This window comes from Aquimarina sp. 433, from assembly GCF_054054605.1.
Map to the genome: position 1 here is coordinate 141,778 of NZ_JBSWZK010000005.1, position 20,372 is coordinate 162,149.

The window sequence follows — 20,372 nt, forward strand, 5'->3', positions numbered from 1 at the left end:
ATATAACCATACTCGAATTAGTACAAAGTCATCTTTGATACTATTATTTAACTAAAATGGAATTTGGAAGGAAGCAGGACGCACCTACTTCTAAATGAATTTAAACCCCCAAGGGGCGACGAAAGCGGCGCACTCTGAATGCAGTAGTAACAGATATGTTCTGAAATTGAACTTTCACTTTTCTCGAAATGTTTATTGCCGTTTTCATAATAGTAACTCTAAATCGTCGGCCGAAGCCCCTTTCGTTAACTAGATGATACAATATTACGCAAAATAGTTTTGATGAAGAAAAATAAAAATCAAATTTCACAAAAATTACGACAAACGCAAAATTTGATTCTTAATAAAGAACTTGTTTCAAAAAAACCATCAAAAAATTACATTATACTCATTTTAAACACTTTATTAAGAACACAACTTACTTTTTAATATATTAACACCATATTATTGAATAAATATTATTGTAAGGCGAATTTATAGACCAAATAGTCATTTTTACTAATGATCACTTGGGCTTACAAGTATCGATAATATAATACGAAAAGGATTTAGAATGAATATTCGACGAAAAAACAATGCTTTTTTTACAGTTTCATAATATTTTTAACATTTAAATTTTGTGATAATAAAAAAAAACTATACTTTTGGTTAACCAGATTGGTCAACCAGTTAAAATCAAAACCAGTATATGAGTATTAAAACAGAAAAAGAATCGGACGTTTCATCCAATTCTAAAAAAGGTTCTGAAGAGATAATTATTTCTAAAATAAGAGAACTAATTGTTTCTAAGCAACTCGAACCAGGAGATAAACTTCCTGCAGAACGAGTGCTGGCTGAGCAACTTGGTGTAAGTAGAAATCAATTAAGACAAGCAATTCAAAGATTAGAATTCTATGGACTTGTTAAAAAGTATCCTCAGAGTGGAACGAGAGTATCTAATATAGGTGTAACTGCATTAAACGGAATGATGACGGATATTTTGCAGTTACAAGAACCAGACTTTAAATCACTGGTAGAAACCAGATTGATATTAGAAACTCATGCTGTTCGACTAGCTGCTACAAGAAGATCAGATGAACATTTAAAGCAAATCCTTGCTGCCCATGAGGCTTATAGTGAAAAAGCGGTAAATGGGCTAAGCGCAGTAGAAGAAGATTTAATGTTTCATCTAAAATTATCTGAGGCTAGTGGCAATAGTGTAATCAATTCTTTAATGCTTGTAATTACCCCAGAAATAATAACCCATTTTGTTGCTAACAAAGTTTGTAATAAAGATGAAAATTATCTACTCATTAGAGAACATCAAGCTATTATAGATGCTATCGTGGATAGAGACCCAGATCGAGCAGTTGCTAAACTAGAGGAACACTTTAAAGATCTATACAAATATTGCTATGATTAAAACTTAACAATACTAAAGAAACAATTTTAATACCAATCAAATTATGTGATATACAACTAAAAAAAGGGACAGCTACCACACTAATCCCTTTATTTTCAAACTTTACTTGGTCTAAGAAGTAAAATTATAACTATAATTACTTATAGATAGATTAAAACAAAGATACTAAAAATTGATAAATGCTAATTAGTATATCTTTTTTATGCTTTGTTCAGTGATAAGTAATTACAAAATTAGGGTTTGCTTTTACTCATTGATGACCAATTATTGATTTAAAAGAAAGCATTAAAAAAACAAAACTAATTACTTATGTATTTCAAAAAGATCATAACAATCATCCTGATTGTTCTATATCATAGTACAATGCTTGCTCAAGAGAGCATTACCCTTGAGGGAACGGTCACTTCACTAGAAGATGGAATTCCAATTCCTGGAGTTAACGTATTAATACTTGAATCAAATACAGGAACTACTACCGATTTTGATGGGAATTACCAGATAAACGTTACTAAAGGAGACGTTCTTTCCTTTTCTTTCACAGGTAAAAAAACAGTTACCATAGTTGTGGAAAATCAAACCAGACTTGATGTTTCACTTCAAGAAGAAGCTTCAGAACTTGAACAAGTTGTAGTAATAGGTTATGGAGTTCAGAAAAAATCAAGTTTAACAGCCTCTGTTGCAAAACTAGAAAACACCAATCTAGACGAGCTTCCATATTCGGATGTATCAAATAGTATAAAAGGTAAAATTGCTGGAGTTCAGATCAGAAACCCAAGCGGTAATGTCGGTGATGACCCTGAAATTATCGTAAGAGGTATCGGTTCGATAAGTCTTAGTTCTGCTCCTCTAGTAGTAGTAGATGGCTTTCCGTTTGATGATGGACTTCAATTTATAAACCCGAGTACCATAGAATCTATAGAGGTATTAAAGGATGCAAGTTCTACCGCTATATATGGATCTAGAGGTGCAAATGGTGTAATCTTAATTACAACAAAACAAGGAAAAGCTGAAAAGACGTCTTTTGAGTTTAAATCCTTATCTGGAATTAAACAGGCAGCTAGAAGTATCGATATCCTTGATGCCATTGAATTTGCAGACCTAGACAGAAGTAGAGATCAGTTAGTTGAAAATTTTAATGCACAACAAGAAAATAGAGAACCTAATCTCGTATACTATGATAATGTACAAATAGGGAAAAGAACCATCGCTCAAAATATTGGTGGTGCAACAGACTGGCAAGAAGAAGCTCTTAGAAATCAGGCAAGAATCGAAAACTATCAATTAAATGTATTTGGTGGAGGTGCTCGAACAAATTATCTAGTATCTGCCAACTACATCTATAACGAAGGTCTAAGAAAAGATAATGACTTAGAAAGATTAAATCTTTCTGCAAGGCTAAAATCGAAACTTTCAGACAATTTAAGTTTTGATCTTAAAATAAATCCTTCTTATACCCTTACCAGAAGATCTTCTATCAATTTTACAGATGTTGGAAGATATGAGACTTGGATTCCTGTTAGACATAATCAATATACATCAGACTTAACAGGACAACCTGTTGGAAGTTTTGCTCATGCATTACATTTTAGAGATTTAAACTTTGATTATGTAGACCCAGTTACTGGACAGGTAGAAAATACCGGAAATATAGAAGCACTTTGGACTTCATCCAATTTTAACCCTATTTCCAGACAAGAAGCTAGTAGGAGAAATCGTTTTGAATATAGACTATTATCTAATGGTTCTGTAAAATGGAAAATAGCCACTGGATTAACTCTTAGATCATCTTTAGGTGGATATGTACGATACAGAACAGGAGAAGAGTTTTTTGGTTCTGACGGAGATAGAGATGGAGAAACTGAAGGATTATTAGCTGATCAACTTACTGTAAAATACATAAATGAAAATACTTTAACGTATAATAGAGACTTTAATGGTCATGACCTTGGACTATTAGTTGGTATTACTTACGAAAATACTGCCGAGCGATTAAGTAATTTAAGAATTACAAACTTTGATGACGAAAATATCACTACACTTAATGGTGGTACTATTATAGATTTAGACAACACATTTACTATAAAAGATGAAACTATTTTATCTTCTTACTTAGCCAGAGTGAATTATGCTTTTAAAGATCGCTATTTAATTTCTTTAGCAGGTAGAGCAGATGGTTTTAATAAGTTTGGTAAAAACAACAAATACGGGTTTTTCCCATCTGTTTCCGTAGGTTGGAATGTAGCTAATGAAAATTTCTGGCGAAACAGTATCGGAAATACCGTGAATACTTTAAAGTTAAGATCTAGTTGGGGAATTAGTGGAGCAGCTCCTCCTCTATTCGATTTCTTATCGCAAACCATTGTAGACTTCAGTAATTATAGCTTAGGAAATACTGGTGGAGTAACTACAGGTCAGGGAGAAGTAGACTTTTTACAAGGAAATCCTGATATCACTTGGGAAACAAATACAGAATTTAATAATGGTGTAGATCTTGGACTTTTTAATGGTTCTGTAAATCTTACAGTCGACTACTATTATAAATTATCTGAAAAACTATTATTAAGGCAGCAAATTTCTAATACTACTGGTTTTGATGAGCAGTGGAACAACATCGGAAAAGTACAAAACTCTGGATGGGAATTTGCTCTATCTACAAATCTTGGTACAGGAAAACTAAAATGGCAAGGAAGTGCTAACATTTCCTTTAATGAAAACAAACTTATATCTTTTGGTGGATCTGAGAGAGCTATTAACAATGGAGAACGTACAGATCAATACATTACACGTGTAGGTGAACCTTATATTCAGTTCTATGGATATAAAACTGATGGTATTTTTCAGAATGCAGAAGATTTAGCTAACAGTCCAAGTGGTATTACTGATGCTGTTGGTGGATTGAAACGTGTGGATGTAAATGGTGATGGAATCATTAATGAAGATGACAGAACAGTTATTGGAGATCCTTTCCCAGATTTTATTTGGGGATTCACAAGTACTTTTAACTATGGAAACCTTGATCTAAACTTCTCATTCCAAGGATCACAAGGAGGTGAAGTAGTTTGGGGTGAAGCTTTCTATAATGAAGTTGCGAGATATGGTTCTGTATATGCCGAAGGACAATGGTTTAATGAAAACATCCCAGCAAGCAGACCAGGAATTAGAATTGGAGTTCCATGGTTAGAAACAGATTATGCAGTACAAGACGCTTCTTACGCTTCTCTAAGAGAAGTTGTATTAGGATACTCTATACCTACACACTCCGTGAAAAAAATGGGACTAGAAAAATTGAGAATTTACCTTTCTGGTCAAAATTTATGGTACCAAACCGCTGATGATTATCTGGGTAATAATCCAGAAGGAAATACTGATCGTAATAATGTTCTAATTAGAGGATATCAAAGAGGTGTTACACCAGTACAAAGACAACTTGCACTGGGACTAGACATCAATTTCTAAAAGCAAATAATAATAGTCCATTTCGAAAAACTTCTGTTACAACAGACTTGAAAAACCGAAATATTGACTACAAAAAATTAGATAATGAAACATATTTTTAAACTTCAGAACAGATCCATAAATTTTAAGATTTATGTTTTTTTCTTGACATTATTAATGGTGTCTTGTGATCTTGAAGAAGATGTAATTTCGTTTAGAACGGATGACAACTTCTATGAAGATCAGGAAGAATTAAATAGAGGAATCATCGCCGCCTATTCTAGTTTATACGATGTAATGGCAGTTGAATGGAACGTTACAGAACTTCGTTCTGATAACACATTTACGAATCCGGATCGATCTCCAGAATCGGACGCTCCAAGATTTACTTTAGATAGACTAACCGTAGACACCAATAATTCTATTAATCAGAGTTATTACTCGAGTTGTTATAAAACAATTGCTTTAGCAAATAGAATATTAGCTAACCTAGATGTTGCAGAAGATGAGAATCTAAGAAATCAATATGAAGGTGAAGCTAAATTCTTAAGAGCATTGATGCATTTTAATCTTACCAGATTATACGGAGGTATTGTAATTGTTGATAGAATCCTTATCGGTGAAGAAGGGTTTCAATTATCCAGAGAACCGCAAACAGCAGTATATGATTTTATTATTCAAGATCTTACGGATGCCATAGCATTGCTTCCAGAGCAGTATGACGATTCAGAATTTGGAAGAGCAACTGGAATTGCAGCAAGAACAATACTTGGGAAAGTTCACCTATCAAGTCCTACTAGAGACTTGGAGGCTGCTATCACTCAATTGGAGTATGTAAGAGATAGAGGATTAAATGATTTACTCCCTGATTATGACGAACTATTCGAACCTGGAAATGAAATCAATAACGAAGTAATTTTCTCAGTTAGATATGAACAAGGATTAATTGGTTTAGGATCTCCTTTCCCAAATTTCTTTGCACCACTACAGAGTGATGGAAATGTAGTTTTCGGTAATGGTGATGGACTTAACGTTCCTACTGAAGATGTGTCTGATTCTTATGCAACTGATGACCAAAGAAAACCTTCTTCCATGGCTGATAGCTACATAGCAACAAATGGAACTGAAATATTTAACAAACATGTTACTAAATACAATTCAGATTTTAATGCATTAGATGATGGAGACGTAGATTGGCCAGTAACTAGATTTGCTGATGTACTATTAATGCTTTCTGAAGCATATGTAGATGCTAGAGGAATTTCAGAAGCCTTAATTGAGCTTAATAAAGTGAGAGAACGAGCAGGTCTGACAGCAATCGTAGAAGCTGATGTAAGTTCTAGTTTTGCCTTTAAACTTGCTTTGGAGGATGAAAGACGCTTAGAGTTCGCTTTCGAAAACCATAGATTTTTTGATCTATTAAGAACTAATAGAGCATTAACAGTAATCAATGAACATTTCGTAACTGAATTTGCTTATAACAATCCTGATAATCCGGATTTAGATGCAAGTCCAATCTCGGACTTCCAGTTACTGTTACCGATTCCGCAAAGAGAAATTGACTTGAACCCTAATTTAGCTCAAAACGTAGGTTATTAATGATGTTTATAAAAACACATATCATCACTATTACTTTACCAATTCTACTTTTTGTAGGATATGCAGGACTTGCAAACGAGATTAAAGTAGCTACTCTTTCTGAGTTTAATGAAGCTATAAAATCTGTAAAAGCTGGCGATCGTATCATTCTTAAAAACGGAGAATGGAAAGATGTAAAATTAGTGGTGAAAGGTATAGGAACGTCTGAAAACCCTATAACTATTGAAGCTGAAGAATCAGGTAAAGTTGTTATTTCAGGTGATTCTAACTTAAAAATGGCTGGAGAACATCTAATAGTCAAAGGGCTATGGTTCAAAAATGGATATTCTTCTGGTAAGTCAGTTATCTCCTTTAGAGTAAATTCTAAGGAATTTGCTAATCATTCTAGATTAACAGATTGTGCTATTACCTATTTCAACCCTAGATCTAAATCTATTGATTATAAATGGATCAGCGTTTGGGGTAAAAACAATCGTGTAGATCATAATTACTTTGCTGGTAAAACTCATTCAGGAACTACTCTTGTGGTTTGGTTAAAAGGTGAAAAACACATTGAAAACAATCATAGAATTGATCATAATTATTTCGGAGAAAGACCTCCTTTAGGATTTAATGGAGGCGAGACTATCAGAATCGGAACTAGCAAAAATTCTTTGTTATCATCCAGAACGATTGTAGAAGATAATGTGTTCGAAAAATGTAACGGAGAAGTAGAAATTATATCTAACAAATCCTGTGATAATGTCTATAGCAATAATTTATTTCTAGAAAGTGAAGGCGTGTTAACATTAAGACATGGTAATAGATGCTTAATCGAAAGTAATGTCTTTATTGGAAACCAAAAACCAAATACCGGAGGAATCAGAGTGATTAATGCGGGCCATATGATTAGAAATAATCTTATGATGAATCTAACTGGTGATGGTTTTAGAGGTCCTATTGTAGTAATGAATGGGGTTCCAAACAGCCCCGCTAATCGTTACCACCAAGTTAAGGATGTAAGCATTGTTAATAATACAGTAATCAATTGTTCTCCTATTCAATTTTGCGCTGGTAAAGATGAAGAAAGATCATTAGCACCAGAAAATACTGTATTTGCTAATAATATAATTTTCAATACTCATAATGGTGAAATAGCTTCTGTATATGACTCCTTAGATGGGTTTAAATTCTATGGTAATATACTTGATACAAAAGGTACTTTTGAGAAAGACGGTTTTACAAAAGTAAAAGTAAACTGGGATACTTTTGAAGACATTTTATATATACCAAAAGTTGAAAACGAAGCCTTACTAAAGAATTCCAAGAGTGAAGGCAAACCTACAAGATTGGATATCACTGGAGCTAAAAGAACGACTTTTGTCGCAGGAGCTTTTAACTTAGGGAATAAAAAATACCCGAAAGCACTACTATTAAAAAGTGGAACTTCATGGGATTCTAAATTCGTACCACAAAAAACTAAGACAATTACCGAAGTTATTGAAGTGGAACCAGGTGTAGGTACTTTGCGTAAAGCATTGAAAAAAGCACCTGATGGAAGTATTCTAAAATTAAAACCAGGAACCTACACTCTGGAAAAAGGCATAAAAATCACAAACAGTGTTACCATACAAGGAAGCGCAAACGAACCTAAGGCAATTTTAAAAATACAGGAAGGTTTAGAAAAAAAACCAACCTATTTTTTTAGAGTCGAAGGTGGAAAATCCTTAAAAATAGATAACATTGAGATAAACGCTACATCGAATACTCCTATAAAATATGCTGTAGTTTCTCCTGATAAAGGAATTTCCGATCCATACTCTGTATTTATTAATAACTGTCATATAAAAGGTTTCAAAAACAAAAATGGCGGTAGTATTTTTAAAGGATATAAAGGAACTTTTGCTGATTCTATAAGCATCGTGAATTCAAGAATTGAAAATGCCTACAGAGGTATCAACCTAGGTGAAGAAAAAGATGATTTAGGAAGGTATAGTGCTCAAGTAGTTATCATAAAAAATACGATTTTTAAAGATATCGATCAATGGGCTATAAATTATTTCCGTGGCGGTAACGATGAATCTACTTTAGGAGGTAAACTCCTAGTTGATAATTCTGTATTCAGTAATGTAGGAAATATGGAAAAAGGAACTGTTTTAAGGACTAAAGGAATTGTTACCATAGCTATTAAAAATTCAGTATTTGAAAAAAGCTATAAAGTTATAAACCCTGTAAGTTTAAAAGGAAACAAAAATGAGATTACCAACTGTGTCATTTTTGATTGCGGAACGGTAAAAGCAACAAAAGGAGCATCTGCAAAAGATGTATTTTATAAAAACCCGAAATGGGACGATAAAGAAAACTTCATTCCAAGTAAAAAGTCACCTTTACTAAGGCAACAAGCTATTGGTCTGAAATGGGAAACTAAAAAATAAAATTAACACCATAGAATTATGAAAAATTATGAAGCATCTTTTAAAAGAATCTTAGCAGGTTTGCTAGTTTTCTGTTTAATGTTGATATTCGTTATATCCTCTTCTTGCGACGCAGATATTGAAGTAGATCAGACTGTGGAAGAAATTGAGTCTGCTACACCAATTATTACAGGTTTTTCTCCGTCTAATGTAGAAATTCTTGAGGATGTATTAGTAGAGGGAGAGTTTCTACAATTTGTAGATCGAGCAACTATCGGAGGTATCCCTACAGAAATTAAAAGTAAAATAAGTGACACTCAGATTTTACTAAGAGTAGATCCTGCAGTAGTTTCTGGACAAATAGTTTTAATAAATGATGTAAGTAGACAAGGTGCCGAAAATCTTGAATTTACAGCTACTTCTAATGAAACTGTTAATGTTTCCTACCCTGTTCCATCGGTAACAAGTGTTATCCCAGATGAGGCTACAGCGAATGACCTTCTTATTATCGAAGGAGCTAATCTAGGAGTGGTTTCTAGTGTTACCTTTGGTGATGTAGCAGGTGTAATATCATTTCAGGAAACTGGTGTAATTGTAGTAACAGTACCTAATCCAGGGACCTTGGATCCGGTTGCAGTAAATTTAAACTACAATAGCAATACTGGAGAAATAGGACAAGAATTAAGCTCTTCTTTTCTGGTAAATATACCTACTCCAGAGCCAGATAATGTTCCGAGAATAATGACTCGTGATAATATGGTAACGATAACTGGTGCTAATATCAATTTTACCACCTCGGTAACTGTAGATGGTATAGAAGCTACAATAACCACATCTCCGACAGATTTAACTTTTATGGTGCCATCTGGAGTATCGACAGGTATTTCTGAGGTGATCATAACAGATACCGAAGATCGTCAGACAACATTTAATATTCCATACATTAATGGCCCATACTACGAATATTATGATTTTGATACTAAAGCATTAGAAACTGTACGAGATAACAAAAATGATCCTAGCCAAGTAGTTTTATCATTGGGTGAAGAGGCTTCTGAACAGCCTAGATTTACGGGGATGACAGAACCTTTTGGAAGTAGATATCTACATATAGATTATCCTACAGCTACTACAAGTACATTGGCATCTATCTATGGATATGATTTTAGTGATGCATATGGAACTGAGGAAATGGGAGAAGAATCTGCAGCATTGGTAGATCCAGATGGTCGATTTGGAGGAAATCCAGTTCTGCATTTCTGGATGAGAATTAATGGTGCTAACTGTAGAACTAAAATATATCTAGGAACTTCTAGTGCTCAACGAAGAGAATCTAATGGAGAATTATTAGATACAGCAGGAGAATGGGTATTAGTAGCTGTTAGACTTAACGGATTTATGGACAATGCGGCGGATTTCTCTAGATTTCATTTCCGTCTTACTGCAGGAAGCTCTTCTGATAACATTCCTAGGTCTGCGGATTACGACTGGATCATTGTTACAGATAGAGTACTTACAGAATTCGGAGCTGTAGATTATTCACCAGCATCAGTTACTGATGAAACTTTTTGGAAAGACCAAGGATAAGAACAATATATAATAACAATCATAAAAGCATATATGATCCCATCACCTTCACATATTATACGGTTAAGGTTAGACATTCTTTGTCTAGCCCTAACCCTATGCATCCTCAATTTTAGTTGTAACTCAGAACTAAAAACAGATGCTAAAGCTGAAGTAAAAACAGAAACCAAAAATCAAAAACCTGTACTTTCTTTATCCAATTCGGAAGCAAATGAAATAAAAGAATTACTAGACTCAAATGAGATTTTAAGAAATTCATTTGAAGAACAAAAAACAAAGGCTGATAAAGCAATCGTAAATGGAATAGAAGTTCCAGTACCAAAAGATCCAGGTGGCGGTTATTCTCATGAAAAACACAAGCGTAATTATGGAGAAATGTACGCTGCGGGAATTGCATTTATGATTACTAAAGATAGCAAGTATTCTGAGTTCGTAACAAATATGTTACTTGCCTATGCGGATATGTATCCTCAGTTACCATTGCATCCAAAAAGAAAAGAAAATCATCCTGCAGGAAAATTATTTTGGCAAGGATTAAACGAAAGTGTATGGTTAGTTAATTCTATTCAAGCTTACAATTTGGTAAGTGATGCTATTTCATCAGAAGATAAAAAAACAATAGAAAACAATGTCTTCCGAAAAGTAGCTGAATTTATAAGTGTAGATTCCAAAAAAACCTTTAATAAAATTCATAATCATGGAACCTGGGCAGTAGCGGGCGTAGGTATGACAGGATATGTTCTCAAAGACCAGGATATGGTAGACCGTGCTCTGTACGGAAGTAATAAGGACAAGAAAACCGGTTTTCTTAAACAAATAGACATGCTTTTTTCTCCAGAAGGATATTATTCTGAAGGACCTTATTATCAGAGATACGCTATGATGCCCTTTATGCTTTTCGGGCAGGCTATCCAACGTAATCAACCTGATCTTAAAATCTTCGAATACCGAGATCAATTATTAGGCAAAGCTGTAACCACAGTATTGCAACTTACTGATGAAAATGGAGCTTTTTTCCCTTTTAATGATGCATTAAAAGAAAAAAACTATTTAACCAGTGAATTGATATTCGCCAGCAATATTGCTTATGCCTACTATAATGATAGTTCGCTACTGCCTATTACCCATGAGCATAATAAAGTAAGTATATCTGGTGCAGGACTTTCTGTTGCAAAAGCACTTCAGAATTTCAATGCTAAAGAATACGAAAAAAAATCACTACTTATTACCGATGGTAAAGATGGAAATGATGGTGGATTAGCATTGTTGCGTATGCCAAATTTACAAGATAATGAAAAACTCACTACGGTCTTTAAGTTTGCATCGCAAGGTATGGGACATGGACATTTTGACCGACTTTCATTATTCCTTTACGACGGAAAACAAGAAATCATTCAAGATTATGGTGCTGCAAGATTCTTAAATGTAGAATCTAAGCAAGGAGGTCGCTATTTACCAGAAAACAAAACTTGGGCTAAACAAACAATCGCTCATAATACGGTTACTATAAATGAAACATCGCAATTTGGAGCGAATGTCAAAGCTTCCAGCGAGGTAAGTCCTAAACTATTATTTTCTAACGTAAGAGATAAAGATCTTCAAATTGTTAGTGCTAAAGAAGAAAATGCATATGATGACATAACTATGCAAAGAACAATTGCTTTAGTAGAGGGTAAAAATTCAGAACAACCTCCTTTTATAATCGATGTGTATCGCATAGCTTCTGCTAACAAACATCAATATGATTTTAATTTTATGTATCAAGGACATTTAATGGAAACTAATTTTGAGTATATCAAAGCAAATACATTATCACCACTTGGTACAAAAAACGGATATCAACATTTATGGAAACTTGCAGAAGGTAAAAGTGATCATAACCTAGCCACATTTACTTGGCTTAATAAGAACCGCTTCTACTCTATCTCGAGTCTTGTTTCTAAGGATAGTAAAATGGTTTTTTCGTTATTAGGAGCTAACGATCCCGAATTTAATCTCAGAAATGATGCTTCTTATATGTTGCGAGAAAATGATAAAAAAGACCATGTTTTCGTGAATATTATTGAGCCGCACGGAAATTTTGATCCTAAGTTAGAATCCGTTCAGAATCCGCATTCTCGTGTGAAACACATTCAATTATTATTTTCAGATGAAAACTACACTATCGTAAAAGCAATATTCAATAATAATGAAAGCTATACGCTAGCAATAGTGAATAACGATCACGATCCACACAAAAAACATACAGTAACCATTGAAGATCTAGAATTTCAATGGACAGGAAATTATAATTTAAAAACCAACTAAACAATGAGCTATTCTAAAATAAAAAGCGAAGTATTTTTTGTAACAAAAGACAAACCTTGGGAGCAAGCAGCAGAAGGAATTACACGTCAGATGATTGGTTATGATGTAAACATCATGATGGTAAAAGTAGCATTCGAAAAAGGAGCTATAGGGTATATCCATGACCATTTTCATTCACAAACAACATACGTGGAATCAGGAAGTTTTGAAGTGACAATTGGAGATGAGAAGAAAATATTAAATGCAGGAGATGGATTTTTCATCCCTCCTAATGTTTCTCATGGAGCAGTTTGTTTAGAAGCTGGAGTATTAATTGATGTTTTCAGTCCAATACGAGAAGACTTTTTAGAAATTGACTTCAAAAAGAAATAATTGATGAAGAAGGTACAAGGATTACGCTGGTGGGTTATAGGTTTGATTGCCTTGGCAGCTGTTATCAACTACATAGACAGACAAGCGTTTTCTGTTTTATGGGAAACTGAAGGAGGTATTGCCGATGAGCTTTATCCTGATTTGGACCAAGAAGGACGCAAAAAAGTATATGGTGATATTGGCTTTTATTTCATTATCGCCTATGCATTAGGACAAGCACTATTTGGAAGAATTTTTGATAAAGTAGGTACCCGATTAGGTTTTGCCATTTCTATAGGCTTTTGGTCATTAGCCACAGGTTTACATGCTATAGTGAGAGGTTTTTTAGGCTTCACTTTAGTAAGAATGTTGTTAGGATTATCAGAAGCTGGTAATTGGCCTGGAGCAGCAAAAGGAAATGCTGAGTGGTTCCCCACAAATGAAAGAGCAGTTGCTCAAGGAATTTTTAACTTTGGAGCATCTTTTGGAGCATTAATCTCCATCCCTCTTATAGGACTTTTAGCACAACAATTACATTGGCAATTTGTCTTTTTAATTATTGCTATTCTAGGATTTGTTTGGCTAATTCCTTGGTTTGTTTATGTAAAAACCTCGCCAAAAAAACACCCTTGGATAACTGATAAGGAAAGAAATTTAATTATCGATGGACAAAAGAATGAATCAAATTCTAGTGAAGAGACCGAAAAGAAGAGTTTAAGTTACGGCAAGCTTTTGAAAAACAAACAGAGCTGGGGAGTTATTCTAGCCTCAGCGGCGATTGATCCAATTTGGTGGATTTTTGTAATCTGGATACCTAATTATTTGGTTAATGTTTTTGAAATGGATATCGCAGGAATCACCAAATTAGGTTGGGTTCCTTTCCTTGGAGCCATGATAGGAGCTTGGTTTGGTGGATTAATAGCTAAATCATTTTTTGCTAAAGGCTGGAGTACCAACAAAGTTAGAAAAACAACCATTGCCATTGGATGCGCTATTATGCTTCCAGCATTACTCTCTTTAAGTAATCCGGGTAGTCCACTAATTGCTGTACTCATTATGGCAGTTATTCTATTTGGTTTTCAAACTGCAATTGGTAATATCCAAACGCTACCAAGTGATTTATACAACGGAAAATCGGTAGGAACTTTATCTGGATTAGCAGGCATGTCTGCAAAATTCGCAGCAGCAGTTTTAACATGGTACATTGGAAATAAATTACCGATAGACAAATACTCTTTTGTATTTCTAATTGGAGCTGCACTTGTAGCCATTGTAGTTTTTTCTGTATGGGTGCTTATACCAAAAGTTGAACCAGTAAAGGTAAAGAGCTAAATAATAAGAATTAAAATTAATCAACATAAATAAAGTTTAAAAAATGAGTTTAAAAGAAAAAGTTGCTGTAGTAACAGGTGCAACTGGTGGAATAGGATTTGCAGTTGCGGAAAGATTAGGAAAAGATGGATATATCGTGATTTTAAATGGTATCGAAGATGAAAAAGGAGCTGAAAGAGTTAAAGAACTTACAGCACAAGGTATCACTGCAGAATATTATGGATTTGACGTCACTAATGAAGAAGCCGTTACATCAAATATTACTGCAATCGGTGAGAAATATGGTAAAATAGACGTACTAGTAAATAACGCTGGTGGACTAGGTGGTAGATCTAGATTTGAGGAAATGACCACAGAGTTTTACAGATTCGTAATGGCATTAAATCTTGATTCTACATTTTTTGCTTCAAGAGCTGCCATCCCATTTCTTAAAAAAGCAGAAGGATCTTCTATTATCAACTATACTTCCAATGCTGGATGGACCGCTGGAGGACCAGGAGCAGGAATTTATGGAACTTCTAAAGCTGCAGTTCATGCAATTACAAGAGGATTGGCAAAAGATTTAGCAGAGTACGGAATTAGAGTTAATGCAGTATCTCCTGGTACAATTGATACTGATTTCCATAAACAAATTAAATCTACTAAACCTGAAGTGTTTAAGTCTTGGGCAAACAATATTATGCTAGGAAGGTTAGGACAGCCAGAAGATGTAGCTTCTGTTGTTTCGTTCTTAGCAAGTGATAGTGCAGCGTTTATAACTGCCGAGACTATCCAAATCGGAGGTGGACAAGCGTTAGGTATTTAATAACATCCTGAAAAATATAAAATGAAAAAAGTAGTAACCTTTGGAGAAGTTTTAATGCGTATTGCTCCTTTGGGAAACAAAAAATTAAAACAATCTAACCAATTAGAATACTACTTTGGTGGAACCGAAGCCAATGTCGCCATTTCCTTGGCACAGTTCGGAAATAATACTAAACATATCACTGCAGTATCCAATGATTTTGTTGGTGACGCAGTAAAGAGCTACTTGCAGAAACTGGGAGTAGATACTGGTTTGATTATTGACTCGTATCATCCTCTGGGACTTTATTTCCTGGAGGTTGGTGCGGTCATGAGATCAAGTACGATTGCATATAATCGTTCTAATTCTGCTTTCTGTCATATTGATCCAGATGTTATTAATTGGGAAAAAGCTCTTGAAGATTGTGATTGGTTTCATTGGACAGGTATTACTCCTGCCCTTTCCTTAAATGCATATAAAGCTTTGCAAAAAGGATTAGAGATTGCTAACCAAAAAGGAATTACCATTTCCGCAGATCCAGCTTATCGCAGTGGACTTTGGAATTATGGACACAAGGCAAAAGATATTCTTAATCAATTAGTAGAATTATCAAACGTATTCATTGGCGGACCTAATGAAATTAATGAATTACTAGATACCAGTTTTTCCTACGAAAATGAAGATTTTATCCAAGCAAGCAAGCTTCTTATCCAAAAGTACCCGAATCTAAAAGGTGTTTTTGATAAAACAAGAGTATCCCTAAATGCTAATTGGCATAAAATTAAAGCGCGCCTATGGAATGGTGTTGATTTTTATGAAACCAATGAACTAGAAATAACCCACGTGGTTGATAGAATTGGAACAGGTGATGCTTATGCTGCTGGATTAATTCATGGTTTAATGCATTATGATGATCAAAAAGCTTTACAATTTGCCAATGCTGCTTGTGCTTTAAAACACACTATAGAAGGAGATGCAAATCTGGTTTCAGAAGCCGAAGTATTACATATAATTGAAGGAAACTTATCAGGACGTATAAAAAGATAATATGGCAGATTATACACGAATCGAAGTAGCGCAAATAACAAAGGATACAGGTATAGTACCTTTATTCTATCATGAGGATATTAATATTGTAAAGCAAGTTATCAAAGCATGTTATGATGGAGGTGCACGTGTTTTTGAATTTACAAATAGAGGTGATCATGCTCAAGATATCTTCGGCGAAGTTGCCAAATGGATACAAAAAGAATTACCAGGTATGATTTTAGGTGTTGGATCTATTGTAGATCCTGGCACCACTTCTTTATTCATTCAAAAAGGAGCTAACTTTATTGTTTCTCCAATCTTAAATAAAGAAATAGCTAAAGTCTGTAATCGCAGAAAAGTTGCATGGTTACCTGGCTGTGCTACTCTTACAGAAATTAACTATGCTGAAGAATTGGGCGCTGAAATTGTAAAAATATTTCCTGCTGCTCAAATCGGTGGAGCTGATTTTGTAAAAAGTATAAAAGCTCCATGCCCATGGACTAGTATTATGCCAAGTGGTGGAGTCACTCCTGAAAAAGAAAATTTAACTGATTGGTTCAATGCAGGCGTACATTGTGTTGGTATGGGATCTAAACTTATCGTAAAAGATAAGAATGGAAAACTAGATTATGACAAGATCACGGAGCTTACTAAAAACTCAATAAACATTGTAAAAAGCTTACGAAATCGCATTCTATAACCTCTATTTTGATATTACAGTAAAACCCTCTTTTAAAATATCAAATTGATACAAAAACAATTAAATTAAATAATTTTTCACAAAAATTGTCTTAAATAAAAATAATCTATATATTTGGTTAACCAATTTGGTTGACCAAATATAATTTCACCAATTCTCTAAATGAAATAATTATGAAAAATTTATTACTTATCTGCACAATGCTAACTATGACCTTGGGGTTTTCTCAAATCCCTTCAGGATCAGGTACATATATCAATAAATTGATTTTAAGTCCTAATGGTCCAGATTTAACTAATGAGTATATAGAGATAAGAGGTACTCCAGATGCTGTAATCCCTTCAGATTTATATCTGATAAATGTAGAAGGTGACGGAGAAGCATCTAGAAGTGACTATGGAGAAGTTGGAGAAGTGATTCAATTAGGTGATGGAACAAGAACTTTTGGTTCTAACGGATTTCTAGCTATTGTAGCAAATTATACTGATGAAAATACAAGTGTAGTTACTACAAACCCTTATTCTAGCGTTATCGCAGCGGGGACTACTGTGGTTACTATCGAACTTGTAGGAAACGATGTTACTGGATCTTCTAGTAGTAATGTTTCTTCATTTACGCCAGACATTGGTTATGATGGAAATTTTGAAGATTGGAGTGCTACTTATATGCTAATACAGGCTCCTAGTGATCCTAGTGGTATTGATATAGATGCTAATGACGATGGTATTATCGATGCGACAGGTGATCATACGATGTGGACACGATATGATTCAGTAAGCTTTTTAGATGAAGATGACTTACTTGATGCTGGAGATAATGGAGAGTTCGGATATGGGCAAATTATCGTTGTAAGAGATTTAGCTGAAAACTCTGCTAGTATTTTTACAGATACTGGTGCTACAGTAATAGAAAACACAGGAAGTAATGTACACTTCTGGGGTAGACAAGGTACCTCTACAGGTTTTGCAGCTTCAGATTGGATAGCAGCTTCTTTTGATGGAACAGGTCCTAATTGGGAGTTCTCTAGTAATACAGCACGTGTATCTCCAGAAGAATTCGCTGGTTATGTTATTCCTAGTGATATATATGGAGCTTTAAACCCTACTGTTGCGTTATTATCCGTAACAGAACAAGAATTGACTGATGATATTTCTTTCTATCCCAATCCGACATCGAATGTAATTAACATAAATTCTAAAAATGATATTATACAATCCTTAGAGGTTGTGGATGTTACAGGTCAAATTTTATTGAACAAAAAAGAAAACTTAGATGTTGTTGATCTAACACCATTTGCTACTGGTTTGTACTATTTAAATATATACGGTGATGGTGCAAAAATCACCAAAGCAATCGTAAAAAAATAAGAACGCATAAAATCAAAATAATGGTTTGATTTTAAATTTGAGTTTACTACTATCTATTTGATATCCCTGCATTTTTTGTGGGGATATCATGATTAAAATCAATAACTTAACGCCCTGTAATCGATGAAACATTTTATTTTATTTTTTGGTTTAATTGTAAGTTATAGTATAACCGCACAGGTCACCTTAGATGCTAATGGTCCAGGAAATACTTATGAACTCATTAATAGCGTTCTTGCACCTACCAGTGGAAATGTAATAGAAGCTCCTGGAATTACAGGAAGTACCTGTGACAATCATTCTACTTATGTTGGTACGGATGGAAATCGTCATATAGATGAGCTATTTGATTCTGATTTAGGTATCAATGTTTTTAGGTTTCTTCTCCACGTAGATGAAGATATAGATCGTGACAAATGTAATACTACCGATAGACAACGTAATGAGATCAAAACGTACGCACCTTCACCTGATAACCTAAAAGGTACATTAGGAGAAACAGTTCAATACAAATGGAAGTTTAAAATCGATGCTAATTTTCAACCCTCTACCAGTTTCACCCATTTACATCAATTAAAATCAGTTGGTGCGGATGCTGCAGAAGAAAGTCAACCATTAATCACGCTAACTGCAAGGAAAGCAACTGAAGATCGATTAGAACTAAGATACGCACCTACCACATCGCAATCTACGCTAACCACTGCAAATCTTTCTTTACTAAAAGGAAATTGGGTAGAAGTAGTTGAAACGGTTACCTATGGAGAAACTGGGAACTCTAACTATAGTATTATTATTACCAATGTTGATAGTGGTGCAGAAATTCTAAACTACTCTTCTTCTAATTTAAGAATGTGGAAAACAAATGCAGATTTTATAAGACCTAAATGGGGTATTTATAGAAGTTTAAATTCTGCTTCCGATCTAAGAGATGAAGAAGTGTTATACGCTAATTTTTCCATTACCGAAAATCCTAATTTATCAGTACCTACTGTGTCAGAAAAAAAATTATTTGATATATACCCAAATCCAGCAAACGCTACCATAAATATTACCTTTTTAGAAAACATCAGTGATTACGAAATAGTAATCACTAACCAATCTGGACAATTAGTTCGTAAAAGTAGAATATTAAAAACTGATGCATTTGATATCACTACTCTTTCTAATGGACTCTACTTTATTAAACTAATAGATCATAAAACCAATACCTTTTCTGTGGAGAAAATTGTAAAAATGAACTAATCTCACATTCAATATGCGATCAATTGTCATTCTATCTATCTTTTTCTTATATGCTACCTCATATACCCAAGTTTCGCTTAGTGCCGATGGACCTGGAGACACCTATCAGCTTATTGCTTCTAAATTAGCTCCTGGTTACAACCCTATAGAAGCACCTGGAATAAAAAAAGGTGATTGTGATAACCATTCTAATTTTAAAGACACTCATATTAGTGAGATTTTTAGCAAAGAATTACAGAAACATGTATTTAAATTTGTAATCCATGTAGAAGAAGATAATGATCGTTGTAAGAAGTTCGATCGACAACGTAACGAAATTAAAAGCTACAAATCTTCACCTGATCATCTCAAAGGAGTACAAGGAGAAACAGTTGAATATAGATGGAAATTTAAACTGGATAAAGGTTTTCAACCTTCTAAAAGATTTACCCACTTACATCAACTAAAAGCTGTAGGAGGATTGGATAAAGATATGCCTCTTATTACATTAACTGCCAGAAAAGGAAGTGTTGATCGTTTAGAATTACGATATGCCTCTGGTTTGGATCAAAACACCCTAACCAAGGTAAATTTAGACGAGCTGAAAGGTAATTGGGTAGATGTGATCGAAACAGTAACTTATGACGAAAAAGGAAAAGCTAAATTTTCTATAATTATTAAAAATCTAAAAACAGGTAAAACTATATTAGAGTATAAAAACAATGACCTAAAAATGTGGAAAACAGAAGCCGACTTCATTAGACCTAAATGGGGTATCTATAGGAGTCTAAAAAATTCACAAGATCTTAGAGATGAAGAAATATTATTCGCTGACTTTGTGATCACTGAATTATAGCTCTAAAAA

Annotated in this window: 14 protein-coding genes; all 14 read left to right on the top strand. The window is 34.1% G+C overall.

What is annotated here, in order from left to right:
* Positions 1-688 precede the first annotated feature (688 nt).
* The 14 genes from ACWNT5_RS12010 (at position 689) to ACWNT5_RS12075 (ending at position 20,363) form a co-directional block, all read left to right on the top strand.
* The gene (locus tag ACWNT5_RS12010) at positions 689-1,402 is read left to right on the top strand and encodes a FadR/GntR family transcriptional regulator (RefSeq protein WP_299607502.1); all 714 of its coding nucleotides are present in this window, start codon (positions 689-691) and stop codon (positions 1,400-1,402) included.
* A 309-nt stretch (positions 1,403-1,711) separates the two neighbouring features.
* The gene (locus tag ACWNT5_RS12015) at positions 1,712-4,858 is read left to right on the top strand and encodes a SusC/RagA family TonB-linked outer membrane protein (RefSeq protein ID WP_456517453.1); all 3,147 of its coding nucleotides are present in this window, start codon (positions 1,712-1,714) and stop codon (positions 4,856-4,858) included.
* 84 nt (positions 4,859-4,942) lie between these two features.
* On the top strand, positions 4,943-6,436 hold the full coding sequence (locus ACWNT5_RS12020) for a RagB/SusD family nutrient uptake outer membrane protein (protein ID WP_456517454.1): 1,494 nt from the start codon (positions 4,943-4,945) through the stop codon (positions 6,434-6,436).
* Positions 6,436-8,850, top strand: a complete 2,415-nt coding sequence (locus tag ACWNT5_RS12025) for a chondroitinase-B domain-containing protein (protein ID WP_456517455.1) — start codon at positions 6,436-6,438, stop codon at positions 8,848-8,850. The genes ACWNT5_RS12020 and ACWNT5_RS12025 overlap by 1 nt, the downstream gene beginning before the upstream one ends.
* Before the next feature lie 18 nt (positions 8,851-8,868).
* Positions 8,869-10,416, top strand: a complete 1,548-nt coding sequence (locus ACWNT5_RS12030) for a hypothetical protein (RefSeq protein ID WP_456517456.1) — start codon at positions 8,869-8,871, stop codon at positions 10,414-10,416.
* A 33-nt stretch (positions 10,417-10,449) separates the two neighbouring features.
* Entirely contained in the window at positions 10,450-12,723 is a 2,274-nt protein-coding gene (locus ACWNT5_RS12035) for a heparinase II/III domain-containing protein (protein ID WP_456517457.1), read from the top strand.
* 3 nt (positions 12,724-12,726) lie between these two features.
* Positions 12,727-13,095: a cupin domain-containing protein gene (locus tag ACWNT5_RS12040; protein WP_219008159.1), complete on the top strand. Its 369-nt coding sequence runs from the start codon at positions 12,727-12,729 to the stop codon at positions 13,093-13,095.
* 3 nt (positions 13,096-13,098) lie between these two features.
* Entirely contained in the window at positions 13,099-14,406 is a 1,308-nt protein-coding gene (locus tag ACWNT5_RS12045; protein ID WP_456517458.1) for an MFS transporter, read from the top strand.
* 43 nt (positions 14,407-14,449) lie between these two features.
* A complete protein-coding gene (locus tag ACWNT5_RS12050) occupies positions 14,450-15,211 on the top strand; it encodes an SDR family NAD(P)-dependent oxidoreductase (RefSeq protein ID WP_456517459.1) in 762 nt (253 codons plus the stop codon).
* A gap of 21 nt (positions 15,212-15,232) precedes the next feature.
* Positions 15,233-16,237: a sugar kinase gene (locus tag ACWNT5_RS12055; RefSeq protein ID WP_299899440.1), complete on the top strand. Its 1,005-nt coding sequence runs from the start codon at positions 15,233-15,235 to the stop codon at positions 16,235-16,237.
* A gap of 1 nt (position 16,238) precedes the next feature.
* Positions 16,239-16,919 (top strand): bifunctional 4-hydroxy-2-oxoglutarate aldolase/2-dehydro-3-deoxy-phosphogluconate aldolase, encoded by a 681-nt coding sequence (locus tag ACWNT5_RS12060; protein WP_299607525.1) that lies wholly within the window; start codon positions 16,239-16,241, stop codon positions 16,917-16,919.
* Positions 16,920-17,092: 173 nt separating this feature from the next.
* A complete protein-coding gene (locus ACWNT5_RS12065; protein WP_456517460.1) occupies positions 17,093-18,286 on the top strand; it encodes a T9SS type A sorting domain-containing protein in 1,194 nt (397 codons plus the stop codon).
* A 123-nt stretch (positions 18,287-18,409) separates the two neighbouring features.
* Complete coding sequence (locus ACWNT5_RS12070; protein WP_456517461.1) at positions 18,410-19,528, top strand: T9SS type A sorting domain-containing protein; 1,119 nt, start codon at positions 18,410-18,412, stop codon at positions 19,526-19,528.
* A 13-nt stretch (positions 19,529-19,541) separates the two neighbouring features.
* Entirely contained in the window at positions 19,542-20,363 is an 822-nt protein-coding gene (locus ACWNT5_RS12075) for a heparin lyase I family protein (protein ID WP_299899446.1), read from the top strand.
* The last annotated feature ends 9 nt before the right edge of the window (positions 20,364-20,372 follow it).